Annotated in this window: 16 protein-coding genes; 2 read left to right on the forward strand and 14 right to left on the reverse strand. The window is 66.3% G+C overall.

The features are described from left to right. Positions 1-37: 37 nt before the first annotated feature. Entirely contained in the window at positions 38-1,582 is a 1,545-nt protein-coding gene (locus tag PW734_12075; protein ID MDE1171921.1) for a PhoH family protein, read from the reverse strand. 189 nt (positions 1,583-1,771) lie between these two features. Here PW734_12075 and PW734_12080 point away from each other — a divergent pair, with 189 nt between their 5' ends. Continuing rightward, a complete protein-coding gene (locus PW734_12080; GenBank protein MDE1171922.1) occupies positions 1,772-2,629 on the forward strand; it encodes a ChaN family lipoprotein in 858 nt (285 codons plus the stop codon). Here PW734_12080 and PW734_12085 read toward each other — a convergent pair. Together PW734_12085 and PW734_12090 are read right to left on the reverse strand one after the other, a co-directional pair. Continuing rightward, a complete protein-coding gene (locus PW734_12085; protein ID MDE1171923.1) occupies positions 2,626-3,147 on the reverse strand; it encodes a peptidylprolyl isomerase in 522 nt (173 codons plus the stop codon). The two genes, PW734_12080 and PW734_12085, sit on opposite strands and share 4 nt — an antisense overlap. A gap of 35 nt (positions 3,148-3,182) precedes the next feature. Beyond that, entirely contained in the window at positions 3,183-3,998 is an 816-nt protein-coding gene (locus tag PW734_12090) for a hypothetical protein (GenBank protein MDE1171924.1), read from the reverse strand. A gap of 58 nt (positions 3,999-4,056) precedes the next feature. Here PW734_12090 and PW734_12095 point away from each other — a divergent pair, with 58 nt between their 5' ends. Next, on the forward strand, positions 4,057-4,785 hold the full coding sequence (locus PW734_12095) for an ATP-binding protein (protein ID MDE1171925.1): 729 nt from the start codon (positions 4,057-4,059) through the stop codon (positions 4,783-4,785). Here the strand turns inward: PW734_12095 and PW734_12100 are convergent. The 11 genes from PW734_12100 to nrdR form a co-directional block, all read right to left on the reverse strand. Beyond that, positions 4,724-5,791, reverse strand: a complete 1,068-nt coding sequence (locus PW734_12100; protein ID MDE1171926.1) for a PA0069 family radical SAM protein — start codon at positions 5,789-5,791, stop codon at positions 4,724-4,726. The two genes, PW734_12095 and PW734_12100, sit on opposite strands and share 62 nt — an antisense overlap. A 39-nt stretch (positions 5,792-5,830) precedes the next feature. After that, positions 5,831-5,977 (reverse strand): hypothetical protein, encoded by a 147-nt coding sequence (locus PW734_12105; protein MDE1171927.1) that lies wholly within the window; start codon positions 5,975-5,977, stop codon positions 5,831-5,833. 68 nt (positions 5,978-6,045) lie between these two features. Continuing rightward, on the reverse strand, positions 6,046-7,137 hold the full coding sequence (locus PW734_12110) for a glycerate kinase (protein MDE1171928.1): 1,092 nt from the start codon (positions 7,135-7,137) through the stop codon (positions 6,046-6,048). Then, positions 7,106-8,410, reverse strand: a complete 1,305-nt coding sequence (locus PW734_12115; protein ID MDE1171929.1) for an MFS transporter — start codon at positions 8,408-8,410, stop codon at positions 7,106-7,108. Before PW734_12115 ends, PW734_12110 begins: the two co-directional genes overlap by 32 nt. 39 nt (positions 8,411-8,449) lie before the next feature. Beyond that, positions 8,450-9,388: a multidrug resistance efflux transporter family protein gene (locus tag PW734_12120; GenBank protein ID MDE1171930.1), complete on the reverse strand. Its 939-nt coding sequence runs from the start codon at positions 9,386-9,388 to the stop codon at positions 8,450-8,452. A 13-nt stretch (positions 9,389-9,401) separates the two neighbouring features. Then, on the reverse strand, positions 9,402-9,617 hold the full coding sequence (locus PW734_12125) for a hypothetical protein (protein ID MDE1171931.1): 216 nt from the start codon (positions 9,615-9,617) through the stop codon (positions 9,402-9,404). Between the two features lie 8 nt (positions 9,618-9,625). Further along, positions 9,626-11,458, reverse strand: coding sequence for a malto-oligosyltrehalose trehalohydrolase (gene treZ / locus PW734_12130; protein MDE1171932.1), 1,833 nt, complete (start codon positions 11,456-11,458; stop codon positions 9,626-9,628). After that, on the reverse strand, positions 11,455-13,635 hold the full coding sequence (gene glgX / locus PW734_12135; GenBank protein ID MDE1171933.1) for a glycogen debranching protein GlgX: 2,181 nt from the start codon (positions 13,633-13,635) through the stop codon (positions 11,455-11,457). The genes treZ and glgX overlap by 4 nt, the downstream gene beginning before the upstream one ends. Positions 13,636-13,697: 62 nt before the next feature. Further along, positions 13,698-14,039 carry a histidine triad nucleotide-binding protein gene (locus tag PW734_12140; GenBank protein MDE1171934.1) on the reverse strand — a complete coding sequence of 114 codons (342 nt, stop codon included), beginning with the start codon at positions 14,037-14,039 and terminating at the stop codon, positions 13,698-13,700. Between the two features lie 6 nt (positions 14,040-14,045). Beyond that, positions 14,046-14,597, reverse strand: coding sequence for a hypothetical protein (locus tag PW734_12145; GenBank protein ID MDE1171935.1), 552 nt, complete (start codon positions 14,595-14,597; stop codon positions 14,046-14,048). Then, a complete protein-coding gene (nrdR, locus tag PW734_12150) occupies positions 14,594-15,052 on the reverse strand; it encodes a transcriptional regulator NrdR (GenBank protein ID MDE1171936.1) in 459 nt (152 codons plus the stop codon). Before nrdR ends, PW734_12145 begins: the two co-directional genes overlap by 4 nt. Positions 15,053-15,118 lie beyond the last annotated feature (66 nt).

The following is a 15,118-nucleotide window of genomic DNA, read 5'->3' on the forward strand; positions in this document are numbered from 1 at the left end:
AATACTTGCCCGACGTGCCACCCCCCTGCGGGGCCCTTTACATCCGCTGGGCGCCGATTTCCGCCAGGGCGCTGCGCTCGCCCTTGCTCAGGGAGATGTGAGCGGTGATGGCCTCTCCCTTCAGCCGGGTGCGGGTGTAGACCAGGCCGTTGGAGCGGCTGTCGACGTAGGGGTTGTCGATCTGGGCGGGGTCGCCGACCATGATGAGCTTGGAACCCTTCGACATGCGGGTGACGATCGTCTTGGCCTCCAGCGGGGTGAGCTGCTGGGCCTCGTCCAGGACGAAGTAGCGGCGCGGGATGGAACGGCCGCGGATGTAGGCCAGGGCCTCGATTTCCAGGAGCCCCTGCTCCACCAGCCGCTCGTAGGGCTTCATGAGCGGGGCGCCGGGCGCGCCGCCGGACTGCTGGGGGCTGTCCTTTTGGGAGGAATTCTTCGCCTTGCGGGCGGGGTTGGACTGCTTCTTCCCGGCGAAGGGAGGGGCCTTCGGCGCGTGTGCGGGCAGCAGCACCTCCAGCGCGTCGTAGATGCACTGGAGCCAGGGGCGCATCTTTTCCTCCAGCGTGCCGGGAAGGAAGCCGACCGACTCGCCCATCGGCACCACGGGGCGGCTGATGGTGATGCCGTCGTATTGGGAGTCGTAAACCCGGTTGAGGCCCGCGGCGATGGCCATGAGGGTCTTGCCCGTGCCCGCCTGGCCGTAGCAGGTGACCAGGGAGATCTCCGGGTCCAGGAGCGCGTCGAGGAAGCACTGCTGGCCCAGGTTCATCGGGCGGATGTCGATCCCCTTCGGAATATGGATCCGCTCCGGGATGGAGAGGCGCTGGAAGGTGCCGTCGCCCCGGTAGCGGGCGGGCATCGTCTTCGCCTCGCTGGCGGTCAGCAGGACGTATTCATTGAGGGTCAGCGCCTCCGAGCGGCTCCCCACGCCCAGACGCTGGGTGGAGGCGAAACGCTGCAGCTCGTTGGGCGTGACCTCGAAGCGGGGCAGGTCGAAGCTCTCGACGTCCTTGGCCTCCACCTTGTCCGTCAGGTAGTCCTCCGCCGGGATGCCCAGGACCATCGCCTTGAGCTGCATGTTCAGGTCCTTCGTGACCAGGATGGTGGGGCGGGGGGACTGGTGGTGGACGTAGAGGCAGCAGGCCAGGATGCGGTGGTCGATCTTCTCCATGTCCGGGAAGACCTTCAGGAAGCGGTCCATCTCCGGGTGGCGCTTCTTGCGGCCGATGAAGTCGTTCACCGCGATGCGGACGGTGCCGCCGGCGGGCGTGGCCGCGCCGCCGAGGATCTGCTCGGAGTGTTCCTTGGAAAAGAGCTTGGTTAGGTTCCGGTGGACGGCGCGGGCGTTGGCGCCGCGCTCCGACTGCTCATTCTTGAACTTGTCGAGTTCCGCCAGGACCTCCACGGGAATCCAGACGTCATTGTCGACGAAGTGGAAGAGGGACTGGGGATCGTGAAGGAGGACATTGGTGTCCAAGACGTAGTTTTTCACCCGCAGCCCGTTCAAATCGACCCCCAGGCGCTCGCCGCTGCCCTGATTGTTGGAAACCTCGCTGACAATGAATTCAGACTGATAATGCATGGTTTGTGGGTTGAAAGATCGCGGGCTGCAGATGCGAAGCGGGCGTGAACTATCCCCTTAACCCTCACGTCGCTAATGGGAAGAGCGATCTTAATGCGCTGTTATTAACATAGTTATTCACAGCCGCGCAAGAAATTCCTGTCAATCATTCGCGGGGCGAACCATTTGGCCAATAGGCGAATTATAGGGATGGCCGTTTCCCATTTGCCCGTCGTCCTTCTGGGGGAGATCCATGGCGATCCCGCATGCTATGAGGCGGAGAGGGAGGTCGTCGCCGGGCTGAAAGGCGTCTATGATACGTTGGCCCTGGAAATAGATGCGACGCAGGAGCGGCTGCTCCGCGACTATCTCCGCACCGCGCGGGCGCCGCAGGACTATGCGGCCTTTATCGCCGCCGACATGGAGAGGACTTTTAGCGAGACGGCTCCCGAGATCGTGGAGATGCTGGCCTTCATGCATGACGAGCGCGACCCGCAGAAAGGGCTGCGGAAGTTAAAGCGGGAGCTGGTGGAAAAGACGCTCAACGGGGACGACTGGTTTCTCAAGTCCCGGCGCGACACGCATCGCCTGGCCGCGGAGGCCTGTGACCAGGGCTACCGCATCCGCTGTACGGACCTGCCCCTCGGCTTGATTTTTGAGGAGATGACGTCCCTCATCCTAAATCCGGAAGTGATGAGAAAACGCAATCACGTGATGGCGCAGGCGCTGGCCCGGGATGTCCGGGAAGGGCACGGCGTCATCGCCGTCAATGGCAGCGCGCATCTGGCGCGTTTTTCCGGCGCGCCTAACTCCCTAAAAAGCGAGCTGAACCAGCTGCATATTCCCAACCTGACTTTTCAGCTGCCGTCCCGTGAAGCGCATCCCGCTTTTTTCAATGTCGACCATGTGGCCGCTTCCGGACGGGAGGCGGTCGAAGTTGTCCAGCAGGACATCGCCCGCCGCACCGCGCGGCAGGAATGGCGGGAGCATCCCTTCCGCAGGGCGGCGGACATGGGCATCCGGCTCCTGCGTTTGGACGCAAGAGAGCGGGATAAGGATAAGGCCTAGGCCTTCAGCGCCTCGCGGGCGACGATCTCGACCTTCTCCAGGCCGACGCGCTCGACGGGCTTGCTCTTCTCGCCCCCGGCGGCCTTCGTGGGGGAGTTGCCGAGCTTTTCCAGCACGTCGTCCCCTTCGATCAGCTTGCCGAAGGCGGTGTACTGCCGGTCCAGGAAACGGGCGTCGTCCAGGCAGATGAAGAACTGGCTGCCGGCGGAATCGGGATCGGAGGAGCGGGCCATGGAGAGGACGCCGCGGACGTGGGGGCGGTCGTTGAACTCCGCCTTCACCTTGTGGCCGGGGCCGCCGGTGCCCACACGCGGGTCGTCCTTCTTGCTGAGCGGGTCGCCGCCCTGAATCATGAAGCCCTTGATGATGCGGTGGAAGGCGGTGCCGTCGTAAAAGCCGTCCTTCGCCAGCTTGGTGAAGTTTTCGACGTGCTTCGGGGCCACGTCGGGCCAGAACTCGATGACCAGTTTTCCGGCGGTGGTGGTCAGGACGGCGACTTCGGGGGAGGGGGTGCTCATAAGTTAAAAAGGAGGTTCAACGTGGCAGAATTTGTCTATTTGGCAAGTTGGCAGTGGGGGCACCAGCAGGCGGTCCGTCCCCCGATCGCGGCGTGCTTCAGCGGCTTCCCGCAGCGCGGGCAGTCGCCGCCCTTTTTCCAGCGGACGGCGAAGAGCCAGCCCTGCGGCAGCTCGCCCCAATCCTCGCCGTTTCCGTGCCCCTTCGGGATGTCCCGCAGGGACACCCGGCAGACTTTCCGCAGCGCGTCGTGGAGCGCGCGGACGGCCTGCGGGGGGAGGGAACCGGCGGCCTGGCGCGGCGCGATGCGGGCCAGCCACAGCACTTCGTCCGCCATCCAGTTGCCGATGCCAGGGAAGATCGCCTGGTCCAGGAGGAGCGCCTTGAGTGGGCCGCGCCGTCCCTTGAGCGCGGCGGCCAGGTAGGGGAGGGTGAAGGCCGGGTCCAGAATTTCCGGCGGCAGGTCTTTTTCCCAGGCAGCCTTTTCCTTCCCCTGGGAAAAGCGGACGCGGCCGAACATGCGGAAGTCCTCGAAGACGAGCGTCCGTTCCTTCTGCCGGAGGACCAGGTGGTCGTGCCGTTTGGCTTCATAGCCAGGCTCCCGGACGGAAAGATGGCCGGTCATCCCCATGTGGAGGCCCAGTACGGCGCGGGGCTGGAAGTAAAAGAAGAGCTGCTTCCCGTGCCGGGAGGAGGAGGCCAGGCGGGCTCCTTCCAGCGCCCGCGTCAGCGCGGGCACGTCGACGCCCTTGAGCGGGCGGGCCTTCGGGTGGGCCTCGACTTTCAAGATCTTGCCCCCCAGGCCCGCGTCCCAGCGGCGGCGGTAATATTCGACTTCACCGAGTTCCGGCATAGGAAGGCCGATTCAAAGGCCTTGTCCCGCTCGCGGCAATCCCTATCCTAAACGGTGCATGAGCGAAGCGATTCAGACCCAGTGGGTCATCATCACCGGCGCCCCTTCCAGCGGCAAGACCTCCCTTCTGACCGCCCTGGAATCCCAGGGACACCGCACCGCGCCGGAAGCCGCCCGCGCCTATTTCGAGCAGAAGCTCTCCTCCGGCAGCACCCTGGACGAGCTGCTGGGCTGGGAATATTCCAAGCTGGGGCTGGAGATCAACGAATTCGAGGAATCCACCCGCGCCCATCTGCCGAAGGACGAGCGCGTTTTCCTGGACCGCGTGGCCGCCATCGAGTCCCTCGCCTACGCCGAAGTGCGCGGCGCGGTGACGAACGACGCTCTGCGCGAGTGGCCGAGCAAATACCGCCACCACGGCACCGTCTTCATCCTGGATCCCCTGCCGGTGAAGAAGGACGGCATCCGGTCGGAGGATGACGAGCAGGCCCGCGCGCTCGATAAGGCCTTCGAGAAATACTACAAGCACTTCGGCTACGACGTGGTCCGTGTCCCCGCCTACCCCCTTGATCCGCAGGAGGCTTCCCTGGAGCGCCAGATTGCCAAGTCGGTCGGCCAGCGTCTCGACTTCATGCTGGCGCGGCTGGAAGCCGTCGCCGCCGTTTCCGAGGCGGAGGACGCCGTGACCAAGCGCGCCGCGCTCATCGAGCTGCAGAACGCCTCCGCTAAAGGAGCTCAAGCTGGGTCCCGCCCGGCCGGCGAAAGCGATCAGTCGAAAGCGCGCTAGTCCGGCGCGGCAGGCCCGCCCGCAGGCAGCTGACGCGGAATAGCTCCGCCAGCGCCTCCGCATGGGGCCCTTCCCCCGTGTGCCGCGTGTTCCAGCGCGGATCGCTCAGTTCCCCGTCCCGGTACTCCCGGATGCGGGAAATCACCCCGTTGGCCTTTTCCGGGTAATGGGCGTGCAGCCATTCCAGGAAAACCTCCCGCACCCCGTAAGGAAAGCGGACCAGGCTCATCCCCGCGTCCCACGCGCCCGCCTCCGCCGCGGCCTGGACGATGCGCGGGATCTCGTGGTCGTTCAGCCCCGGGATGACCGGCGCCACGTTGACGTAGGCGGGGATTCCCGCCTCGTTCAGGAGCCGGACCGCTTCCAGCCTCCGCGCGGGCGATGAGGCGCGCGGCTCCAGCCGCCGGGAAAGCTCCGGGTCTAGAGAGGTGACGGAAAGCATCACGGAGACCACGCCGTCCGCCGCCATGCGGGAGAGGACGTCCAGGTCCCGTGTGACCAGGAAGTTCTTCGTCACGATGCCCACGGGGTTGCGGAACTCGGCGAAGACCTCCAGGCAGGCCCGCGTCAGGCGGAAACGGCGCTCCGCCGGTTGATAGCAATCGGTCACGCCGCTCATCATCACCACCTGCGGCTTCCAGGAAGCCTTGGAAAGCTCCTGCCGCAGCAGGCGCGGGGCCTGTTCCTTGACGAAGATGCGGGTTTCAAAGTCGATCCCGGCGGAGAGGCCCAGATACTCGTGCGTCGGCCGGGCGTAACAATAGGCGCACCCGTGCTCGCACCCCCGGTAGGCGTTCATGCTGTAGCCGAAGCCGAGGTCCGGGCTCTGGTTGCGGGAAAGAATCGTCTCCGTCAGGTCCTTGAGGAAGACCGTGCGGGGTGAGGGGGCTTCCTCCCCCGGCTCCGCATAGCCGGGATCGATATCGGGATCGGCTACGATCCGGACCGCCTCAAAGCGGTTCTGAGGATTGATCGGGCTGCCGCGCCCGCGGAAACCGGGAGTCATTATACATAAGAATAATATCTCTCAGTCGAAAGTCGAGCGTCAGGATTCGTCTTTCTCTTCGTATTGGGCGTCCGGATTCCGGTCGTTGGGCTCGTGCCGCCGGTTCGGCTGATGCGGCTTGTTCTCCGGCATCTTGTTCGTGCCGGAGGGAGACTTGGAGGGCTGCGGTTTTAAAGTCGGTTTCATCAGTAAACCTACCCCTTCTCAAGCCGAACACAATATTTTGTACAACAAATATTGTGCGAAGTAATTATCTATCCTGCCCGCGCCACGGAGGCGGCCTTCCGCTCCAGATAATAAGCGGGCCGGGCCAGGGATTCTTGCGGGGTTACGGTGCCGTCCACCAGCGGATGAATCGCGTCAAAGAGGTCGCCCGCCTCCGCGGTCGAGACGCCGCAGAAGGCGTGGACCGTCTTGCCGTGGCGGCGCGCCATGCGGGCCACGCCTGCCGGACCCTTGCCGAAGAGGACGGTCTGCCGGTCCAGGGCGCCTTCGCCGGTCACGACCCAATCGGCTTCCCGGATCGCGTCTTCCAGCCCCAGGGTTTCGGCGACGGTTTGGAAGCCGTCGGCCAGGGTGGCGTTGCAAAAGGAAGCCAGCCCGTAGCCCAGCCCGCCCGCCGCCCCGGCGCGGGGCCGGTCCCGCTCGTCCCGGCCCAGGACCGCGGCGACCTTTCCGGCCAGCCGGGTGAGCGTCCCGTCCATAGCCTCCGGATCCTTCAGGCCCTTCTGCGGTCCATAGACATGGGAGGCTCCGTCGGGGCCGAGGAGGGGGTTCGTCACGTCGCACAGGCCCGTGACGGCGGCGGGGAAAGGGGAAGGGACAATCGTGGCGATGCGGTCGAACGCGCGCGGAACGGGCTCCACTTCCCTGCCCTCCCCGTCCAGGAAGCGCCAGCCGAGCGCGGCGGCCATGCCGAGGCCCGCATCATTCGTCGCGCTGCCGCCCAGGCCGACGAAGATCCGCGCGGCGCCGCGCGCCGCCAATTCCCGCAGCACGATGCCGACGCCGTAGGTCGAGGCCGTCCAGGGATCGCGCCGTTCCGGCTCGATCTGGGCCAGCCCGGCGGCGGCGGCCATGTCGACGACGGCCAGGCTGCCGCACCGGGCGACGAGGGCCACGCAGGGCCGTCCCAAGGCGTCGACGGTTTCGATCTCCTCAAGGAAGCCTTGCATCGCGCGGCCGAAGACCTCCGCCGTCCCCTCGCCTCCGTCGGCGATGGGGAGGAGGCGGCAGGCGGCCTCCGGCCAAACGGAGCGGAAGCCCGCCTCCAGCGCGCGGGCCACGTCCCACGCGCCCAGGCTTCCCTTGAATTTATCGGGAGCGATCAGCAGGCGCGGAGCCATGGGCGGAAGGGTCCAGGGAGCGGAAACAGGAAAGCAGCACGGCGGCCAGGAACATGAAGGCGGACGTCAGCCAAGGGCCCGCCGCGAGGCGGCCGGTCTTCTCCACCAAAAGGCCGACGAGGGTGGGGCTGAGAAAGCCGCCGAGGTTCCCGCAGGAATTGACCAGCGCGATGGCGGCGGCGGCCGCCGCGCCGCTCAGGAGGCTGCCCGGCAGCGCCCATTGCGTCGCCATCATGCCCATGACGCCCGCCGCCGCCAGGCAGAGGAAGAGGAGGCCCTCCCATCCCCTGCCCCCGGAGCCGTATCCGCACAGGGCGAAGCCAACGCCGCCGACAAGCGCGGCGAAGGCCGCGCAACGCCGCCAGGAGCGCCGCCGATCGGCGCGGGCTCCCAGCCAAACCATGAACGCCGCCGCCGCGCTCCAGGGCACCGCGCTGGCCAGGCCGATCTGGAGCGGCGTTTCCCAGCCCAGGTTCTTGAGCAGTTCCGGAAGCCAGAAGGAAAAGCCGTAGAGGCCCATCATCGCGCAGAAATAGACGGAGCAGAGCTTCCACACCACCGGCAGGCGGAAGGTGGCGGCGGCCTGGGACGGAGCGCCGTGGAGCGCGCGTTCCTCCGCCTCGGCGCGGAGGGCGGCCTCCAATTCCCCGCGCTCCTCCTGCGTGAGGGATTTCAGCTCCGCGGGCCGGTCCGGCAGCGCGGCGAAGATCCAGAGTGCGGCCAGGAGGCACGGGATCCCCTCGATGAGGAAGAGCCATTGCCAGCTCTCCAAGCCGCCCCCGTGGAAGGCGCCCATGATCCAGCCGGAGAGCGGGCCGCCGACCAAGCCGGAGACCGGAATGGCGGTGAGGAAAGAGGCCAGGATCCGCGCGCGGACGCGGGCGGGAAACCATTCCGTCAAATAAAGGATGACGCCCGGAAAGAATCCGGCTTCCGCCGCCCCCAGGAAAAAGCGCACCGCATGGAACTGCCACGCGTGGCTGACCAGCGCCGTGGAGGCGGAGATGGCTCCCCAGACCAGAATGATGAGGGCCAGCCAGCGCCGCGCCCCGTAGCGGCGCAGCAGCAGATTGGCCGGCACCTGGCAGGTGAAATAGCCGATGAAGAAGAGCCCCGCGCCCAGGCCGTAGGCTGCGTCCCCCAGTCCCAGGGAGGCCGACATGGTGAGCCGGGCAAAGCTGATGTTCACCCGGTCGAGGTAGTTGACCAGGTAGCCGAAGAAAAGGATGGGAACGATCCGTAGCCCCAGCTTGGCGTAGAGGGAACCGGCCATGGCCCGGTACGCTGCGGGGCCCGGCGGCCGGAGTCGATGCTAAAGGCGCTTGGCGGAACGGGCGCTCAGCCGCTCAAAGAAAAGGATGCCCAGGAGGACTGCCGCCGCGCCCCAGGCGGCCAGGCCGCGGGGCCACGCTTCTCCCAGGAAAAGCGCGCCGAGCGCGGCGGAGATGGGAAGCTCCGCCGCCTGCATCGCCTCCACGGCGGCCAGGGCGGTGGGGTCGCTGGCAACGCTCTGCGTGGCGTGGAAAAAGGCGACGGTGGCGATCGTCCCGCCAAAGAAGGCGATGCCGAGGCAAAGGCCGATTTCCCGCAGGCTGGGCGGTCCCTGCGCGGCCCATGTCCCGGCCCCCAGGAGGAACCAGAGCGGCAGGCTCATCAACGTCATGCCGAAGACGCGCTGCGTGGGCGTCAGAACGGTGCCGGTCCGTTCCAGGTGCAGGAGGATCTTCCGGTTTCCCAACGGGTAGGAGAACGCCGCGACGAGGACCGCCAGGATGCCGGGCACGTCCCCCCACCCGGGCGTCCGTTCCCCGCGTCCCGCCTCCATCGCCGCGATGCCCAGCAGGATCCACCCGCCGATGGCCAGAACCGGCCAGGAGATCTTCCCTCGCCGGTCCCGGTAGATGAGAGGCGCCAGGAGCGGCCCGGCGACGATCGTCGTCTGAAAGCATCCCGCCGTCAGCCAGGCGGGCCCGTTGGCCGCTCCCCAGGCCAGGCCGATGCCGCATCCGCCGAAGCCCACGGCGCTCCACAGGAGCCAGACCGGCCAGTGGGCCTTGAGTTCCCCCGGCAGGCCGCCCAGCCGCCGCACCACCAGGGCCAGGCATGGCAGCGTCAGCAGGAAGCGGAGCGTCACCGCCCACGCCCAGGAGCCGCCGCCGGAAACCAGCGCGCGGTTGAAGAGGTAAACGGAGGTGAAGAAGAAGGCCGCGACGAGGCCGTAGAGGATGGCGCGCGGCGCCCGGGAATCCATTGAAATGGAGAACCTAGCGCGTGCGCTGCCGATCCGGCCCGATGCCGCGCGCGTCGGTCTCCGTGGGGGTGCTGTGGGTGGCCCCGGATAAGTCCCCCTTCTTGATTTCCCACGCCTTGGCGATCGACTGGGGGCCGCGCCGGAACGGCGTCAGCGGCTCGGAACGCTTCCGGTTCCAAAAGTAGCTGACCACGCAGACGGTCATGAGCAGGAGGAGGAGCAGAAGCATGCGGAACTTTAGGCCGGATCGTGCCCGCTGACCAGCAGAAGCGTCTCCGGGCCGCACAGATGGACGCGCTGCGCTTTGGGGTCGAAAGACGCCTCCCCTTCCCCGCCGAAGCGCGGCTCGTTGCTGTCCACGGCGCGTTCCCAGGGGCCGTTTTCCGCGGCGGCAAAAGGCACATCATTTAGGTTGAGGGAGCCGCCCTGGAGGGTGAAGAGGAGGAGCCACGATTCCCCGTCGAAGTCCCAGCGGACCGCCGTGACGGTTCCGGCCAATTGTTCGACGCGGACCCGCTGCCGGTCGATGGAAAGGGAGGGGCGGCGACGGCGCCAGCGCAGCCCCTCCCGGTAGAGGGCCAGGAGGCCTCCGTGCGGCGGCTCGCCGATTTCCTCCCACTTCAGCTTGGCGCTTTGGAAGGTATCGGCCGCCTGAGGATTGGGCATGACGGCGAACATGGGGGAATCCTCCCTCACGCCGGAGCGGACCAACTCCTCCTTCCGCCAGTGGGAGATCTTCTCGTGCCGGTCGCCGCCGTATTCGCTGAAAAAAGGGAAGGCCGTGGAGGCTCCCCATTCCTGGCCCATGAAGAACATCGGCGTGAAGGGCGCCAGGCAGAGCAGGAGAGAGGCGGCGCGGTAGTCCCGGGGGGAGACGATGTGGTGGATGCGGTCCCCCAGCACGCGGTTGCCGGTCTGGTCGTGGTTGGAGATGAAGACCAGAAAGCGGTCGTAGGGAAGGTGCGCGGCGTAGGTGCCGCGAAACGTCTCCCGGTGAGGATCATATTCTCCCTTGTAGAGCCACCCGTGGGAGAGGATCTCCACCAGCTCGATGGTCGTCCCCCGGTAGCTGCCGTAGTGGAAGTCCCCCTCCCCCGTCATGGCGATGCGGACGGAGTAGTGGAAGTCGTCCGCCCAGACGGCGTTGCAGCCCCAGCCCCCCTCCCCGCGCGGAGTGATGACGCGGGCCTCGTTGCGGTCGTCCTCCGCGATGACGAAGGCGCCGCGCGCCTGGGCGGCCTCCGCCAGCTCGGCGACGAAGTGGCGCGGCGATTCGTCGACGATGGCGTGGGTGGCGTCCAGCCGCAGGCCGTCGAAGCGGAACTCGTCCAGCCAGTAGAGCGCGTTGGAGAGGAAGAAGTGCCGTACGGGCCCGCTGTCCGGTCCGTCCCAGTTGAAGCCCGGGCCCCAAGCCGTTTCGCGCGTTTTCAGAAAATAGCGGGAGGAGTATTTCCCCAGGTAGTCGGACGGGAGGCCCAGGTGGTTGTAAACCACGTCCAGGACGACGGCCAGGCCGTGGCCGTGCGCGGCGTCGACGAGGGCGCGCAGGTCGTCCGGCGTGCCGTAGTGTTTCGACGGCGCGTAGAGGAGCGCGCCGTCGTAGCCCCAGTTGCGGCTCCCCTCGAAGGAGGCGATGGGCATGATCTCCACCGTGTTCACGCCCAATTCCTTGAGGTGGGGCAGCCGCTCGATGGCGGCGCGGTAGGTTCCCTCCGCCGTGAAGGCGCCGATGTGCAGCTCGTAAATAATCCGGTCGCCCCAGGCGGGGCGCTTCCAGCCGACGTGCTGCCAGGCATAGGAGTTCGGATCGACGACCTGGGATGGGCCCATCAGTTCCAACGGCTGGAAACGGGAGGCGGGATCGGGCAGCTCCTCCCCGTTTATTTGGAAGACGTAGAGGTCTCCCGCGCGGCCCCGGGAGTCGATCCCCTGGAAATAGCCGTCGGCGCTTTTCCGCAACGGCACGGGGCGCCGGCTTTCGCCTACGAGAACGGAGAGCCCCTCGCGCTCCGGAGCCCAGACGGTGTAGAGGACTCCCTCCCCGACCACCCGGGCTCCCGGATCGCTCACGCTTTCTGCGGGGTTTGCCGGGCGGCGTGGGAGTTTTCCCCGCCGATCTGGCGGAAGACGACGACGGAGCGGGCCTCCATTTCCCAGGAGGTCCCGGCGGCCATCGCCTGGTTTCCGGGAATGAAGCCGGCTTCCTCCTTCGTGTCGAGGAGCAGTTCCCAGCGCACGGTGGGGCTGCCCGGCAGGACGCAGCCCACGGGATTGGACTGGTCGTTGAGATAGACCAGGAACGTGTCGTCCATGACGGGATGGCCGTGGGCGTCGCCGATGCCCAGGGCGTCGCCGCAGAGCATCATGGCGATGCCGTAGGGCGGCCCGTTCCAGATCTCCTCCGTCATCTCCTGGCCGGAGGTGTCGAACCAGGCTATCGGGATGGGCGCCTCGTCGACGTTCTCCATCTTCATACGCGGGGCGAAGAATTTGGTCCGGCGGAAGGCCGGGTGCTTCTGCCGCAAAAGCGAGAGCCCGCCGACGAAGTCCTGGAGCCGTTTCTGTTCCTCGTTCCGCTCCCAGGCCATCCAGCTGACCTCGTTGTCCTGGCAGTAGGCGTTGTTGTTGCCGCCCTGGGATCGGCCGTATTCGTCCCCGGCGGTCAGCATCGGCACGCCTTGGGAAAGGAAGAGGGTGGCCAGGAAGTTGCGCTGCTGGCGGCGGCGCAGGCGGTTGATCTCCGCGTCGTCCGTGGGGCCCTCGGCGCCGCAGTTCCAGGAGTTGGAGTTGTCGTCCCCGTCGCGGTTGTCCTCCCCGTTGGCCTCGTTGTGCTTGTCGTTGTAGGAAACGAGGTCGGCCAGGGTGAAACCGTCGTGCGCGGTGACGAAGTTGATGCTGGCCCGGGGCGACTTGCCGCTCCCTTCATAGAGGTCGGGGCTGCCGCTGAGACGGGTGGCCAGCTCGCCGACGAGCGCGCCGTCCCCCTTCCAGTAGCGGCGGACGCAGTCCCGGTATTTCCCGTTCCATTCCGACCAGGGCGCGGGGAAGTTGCCCACCTGGTACCCCCCCTCCCCGATGTCCCACGGTTCCGCGATGAGCTTCACGCGGGAGAGAACCGGGTCCTGGCGGACGGCGTTGAGGAAGGCGGAGAAGCGGCCCACTTCGTTCGCCTCACGGGCCAGGGCGGGGGCCAGGTCAAAGCGGAAGCCGTCCACGCGCATCTCCGTGACCCAGTAGCGCAGGCTGTCCATGACCAGGCGGAGGACGGTGGGGTGCGGCACGTTGGGCGTGTTGCCGCAGCCGGTGAAATCGACGTAATAGCGCGGGTCTTCCGCCAGGCGGTAGTAGGTCTGGTTGTCCAGGCCGCGGAAGCAGAGGGTGGGGCCGCGCTGGTTGCCCTCCGCCGTGTGGTTGTAGACGACGTCCAGGATCACCTCGATCCCCTCCTCGTGCAGGCGCTTGACCATTGTCTTGAACTCGCGGACCGGGTCGCCGGTGGAGGAGTAGGCGGCGTGCGGCGCGAAGAAGCCGATGGAGTTGTAGCCCCAGAAATTGTTGAGCCCCTTTTCCGCCAGGTAGCGGTCGTTGACGAACTGGTGGATAGGCAGAAGCTCCACGGCGGTGACGCCCAGGCTCTTGAAATAAGAGATGGCCGCGTCCGAGCCAAGGGCCGCGTAGCTGCCGCGGTCGGCCTCCGGCACGGCGTTCCACTGTTTGGAGAAGCCTTTGACGTGCAGCTCGTAGATCACCGACTCTTCAAAGGAAAGGCCGATGGGGTCGGCCTTCGTCCCCCAGTCGAAGGCGTCGTCGACGACGACCGACTTCGGCATGAAGGGGGCGCTGTCCCGTTCGTCGAACTGGAGGTCGGCGCCGTCATCCGTGCCGACCGGATAACCGAAAAGGGCGTCATCCCATTTCAGCTCCCCGGCCAGGGCCTTCGCGTAGGGGTCGAGGAGCAGCTTGTTCGGGTTAAAGCGGAGGCCCTGGCCGGGATCGTAGGGGCCGTGGACGCGGAAGCCGTAAAACTGGCCGGGCCGCAGGTCCGGGAAGAAGCCGTGCCAAATGTTGTCCACGCACTCCGGCAGCGGGATGCAGGCGTATTCCTTTTCCGCGTCAGGCCGGTCAAAGAGGCAAAGCTCCACCTTCGTGGCTTTTTCGGAGAAAACGGCGAAGTTGACCCCCTCCCCCGTCCATTGGGCCCCAAAGGGGTAGGGCCGTCCGCACCAGATACGCCAGGAGCTGCTCACCGTTTTCATCTGTGCGCAACATACTGCACAAATGAGCGCGCGCTACTGGATCGCGGAGAAATTTAGCCCGGCGGCCATTCCAGGGCGCGTCCGCCCAGCAAGTGCATGTGGAGATGGGGAACGGTTTCCCCGCCGTCCGGACCGTGGTTGATGACCAGGCGGAAGCCGCTCTCGTCCAATCCCTTGTCCCGGGCGATCTTTCCGGCGACCAGCAGCATGTGGCCCAGGAGGGCGGCGTCCTCCTCCTTGGCCTCGCCCAGGCGGGGGATCGGCTTCCGGGGGAGGATCAGGATGTGGTGGGGCGCCTTGGGATCGATGTCGAGGATGGCGATGCAGCGGTCGTCCTCGTGAATGCGGGTGGCGGGAATCTCCCCGCTCAGGATTTTGCCGAAGATGGTGGCCATGAAAGTTTAGACGATGACCAGGTCGAGCTGCTGGCCGCGGGTGGCTTCCAGGTAGCCCCGGATGTAGTGGATGATCTGGTCGCGCAGCGCCTCGCAGGTCTGCCGCCAGCGGGAGGCCTGGTCCAGGATCTTCACGCAGCGGCGCAGGTCGCCGATGAGGATGCCCGCCGCGTCGAGGGAGAGGACGTCGTCCAGCCGGGTGCGTAGGGTGGGATAGAAAAGGAGCTCGTAGGGGGCCTGGTCCGCGATTTCCGCCAGGGAAAAGGCCAGCCGGGGCGAGGCCAGGACGACGTGCGGCGCCACGTCCTGCTGGCCGATCTGCTCCAGCACGCGGGCCATCATCTCCTCCAGCTGGGCGATGCTGATGGTGTTGCCGGTGAATTCCTCCTCCAGGAAATGCAGGATGGCGCGGGCGATGTGGGGGGCCAGGTCCCAATTGGGGATGCCCACCTTGGCTGCGGAGATGCGGAGGGATTCCGCCAGCCATCCCTCCGCCAGCGGCAGCATGCGGTCAGGCCGCCAGGCGACGTAGGGAAGGCGTTGGGGAAGGGCGATCACAGGAAATTGAGATCGAGCGATTCGACGGTGCTGACGAATTCCTTGATGTCCCGGAATTTCCGGTAAACGGAGGCAAAGCGGACGTAGGCCACCTCGTCGATCTGGCGCAGCTTCTGCATCACCTTCTCGCCGACGGCGATGGAGGGGATCTCGTCGTGATGCTTGCGGCGGAGTTCCTCGACGATCTGGTCGACGGTCCGCTCGATCACCTCGCGGCTGATCGGGCGCTTCTCGCAGGCTTTCTCGATGCCGCTCATGAGCTTGCGGCGGTCAAAGGACTCGTAGCGGCCGTCCCGCTTTACGATGCGGAGGTCCTCCCCTTCCACCTCTTCATAGGTGGTGTAACGGTGGTGGCAGGCGGAACATTCCCGGCGGCGGCGAACGGCAGCGCCTTCCTTCAGCGGCCGGGAATCGACCACTTTATCTTGGAGCCCACCACATTTAGGACACTTCATCGAAGTGAAGCGGTTTTAACACAACCGCTAGCGGGGTCAACGATTATTTACGGTTTAAAATATTAT

This window comes from Verrucomicrobium sp. (genome assembly GCA_028283855.1).
Lineage (GTDB): Bacteria > Verrucomicrobiota > Verrucomicrobiia > Methylacidiphilales > GAS474 > GAS474.

What these genes read in the sequence shown, in the direction of transcription:
- PW734_12080 (MDE1171922.1), top strand. Translation starts at nt 1,772, where the DNA reads ATGGCCGTTTCCCATTTGCCCGTCGTCCTTCTGGGGGAGATCCATGGC.
- PW734_12125 (MDE1171931.1), bottom strand. Translation starts at nt 9,617, where the DNA reads ATGCTTCTGCTCCTCCTCCTGCTCATGACCGTCTGCGTGGTCAGCTAC.
- PW734_12090 (MDE1171924.1), bottom strand. Translation starts at nt 3,998, where the DNA reads ATGCCGGAACTCGGTGAAGTCGAATATTACCGCCGCCGCTGGGACGCG.
- PW734_12115 (MDE1171929.1), bottom strand. Translation starts at nt 8,410, where the DNA reads ATGGCCGGTTCCCTCTACGCCAAGCTGGGGCTACGGATCGTTCCCATC.
- nrdR (MDE1171936.1), bottom strand. Translation starts at nt 15,052, where the DNA reads ATGAAGTGTCCTAAATGTGGTGGGCTCCAAGATAAAGTGGTCGATTCC.
- PW734_12105 (MDE1171927.1), bottom strand. Translation starts at nt 5,977, where the DNA reads ATGAAACCGACTTTAAAACCGCAGCCCTCCAAGTCTCCCTCCGGCACG.
- PW734_12110 (MDE1171928.1), bottom strand. Translation starts at nt 7,137, where the DNA reads ATGGCTCCGCGCCTGCTGATCGCTCCCGATAAATTCAAGGGAAGCCTG.
- PW734_12085 (MDE1171923.1), bottom strand. Translation starts at nt 3,147, where the DNA reads ATGAGCACCCCCTCCCCCGAAGTCGCCGTCCTGACCACCACCGCCGGA.
- PW734_12120 (MDE1171930.1), bottom strand. Translation starts at nt 9,388, where the DNA reads ATGGATTCCCGGGCGCCGCGCGCCATCCTCTACGGCCTCGTCGCGGCC.
- PW734_12075 (MDE1171921.1), bottom strand. Translation starts at nt 1,582, where the DNA reads ATGCATTATCAGTCTGAATTCATTGTCAGCGAGGTTTCCAACAATCAG.
- PW734_12140 (MDE1171934.1), bottom strand. Translation starts at nt 14,039, where the DNA reads ATGGCCACCATCTTCGGCAAAATCCTGAGCGGGGAGATTCCCGCCACC.
- PW734_12100 (MDE1171926.1), bottom strand. Translation starts at nt 5,791, where the DNA reads ATGACTCCCGGTTTCCGCGGGCGCGGCAGCCCGATCAATCCTCAGAAC.
- PW734_12095 (MDE1171925.1), top strand. Translation starts at nt 4,057, where the DNA reads ATGAGCGAAGCGATTCAGACCCAGTGGGTCATCATCACCGGCGCCCCT.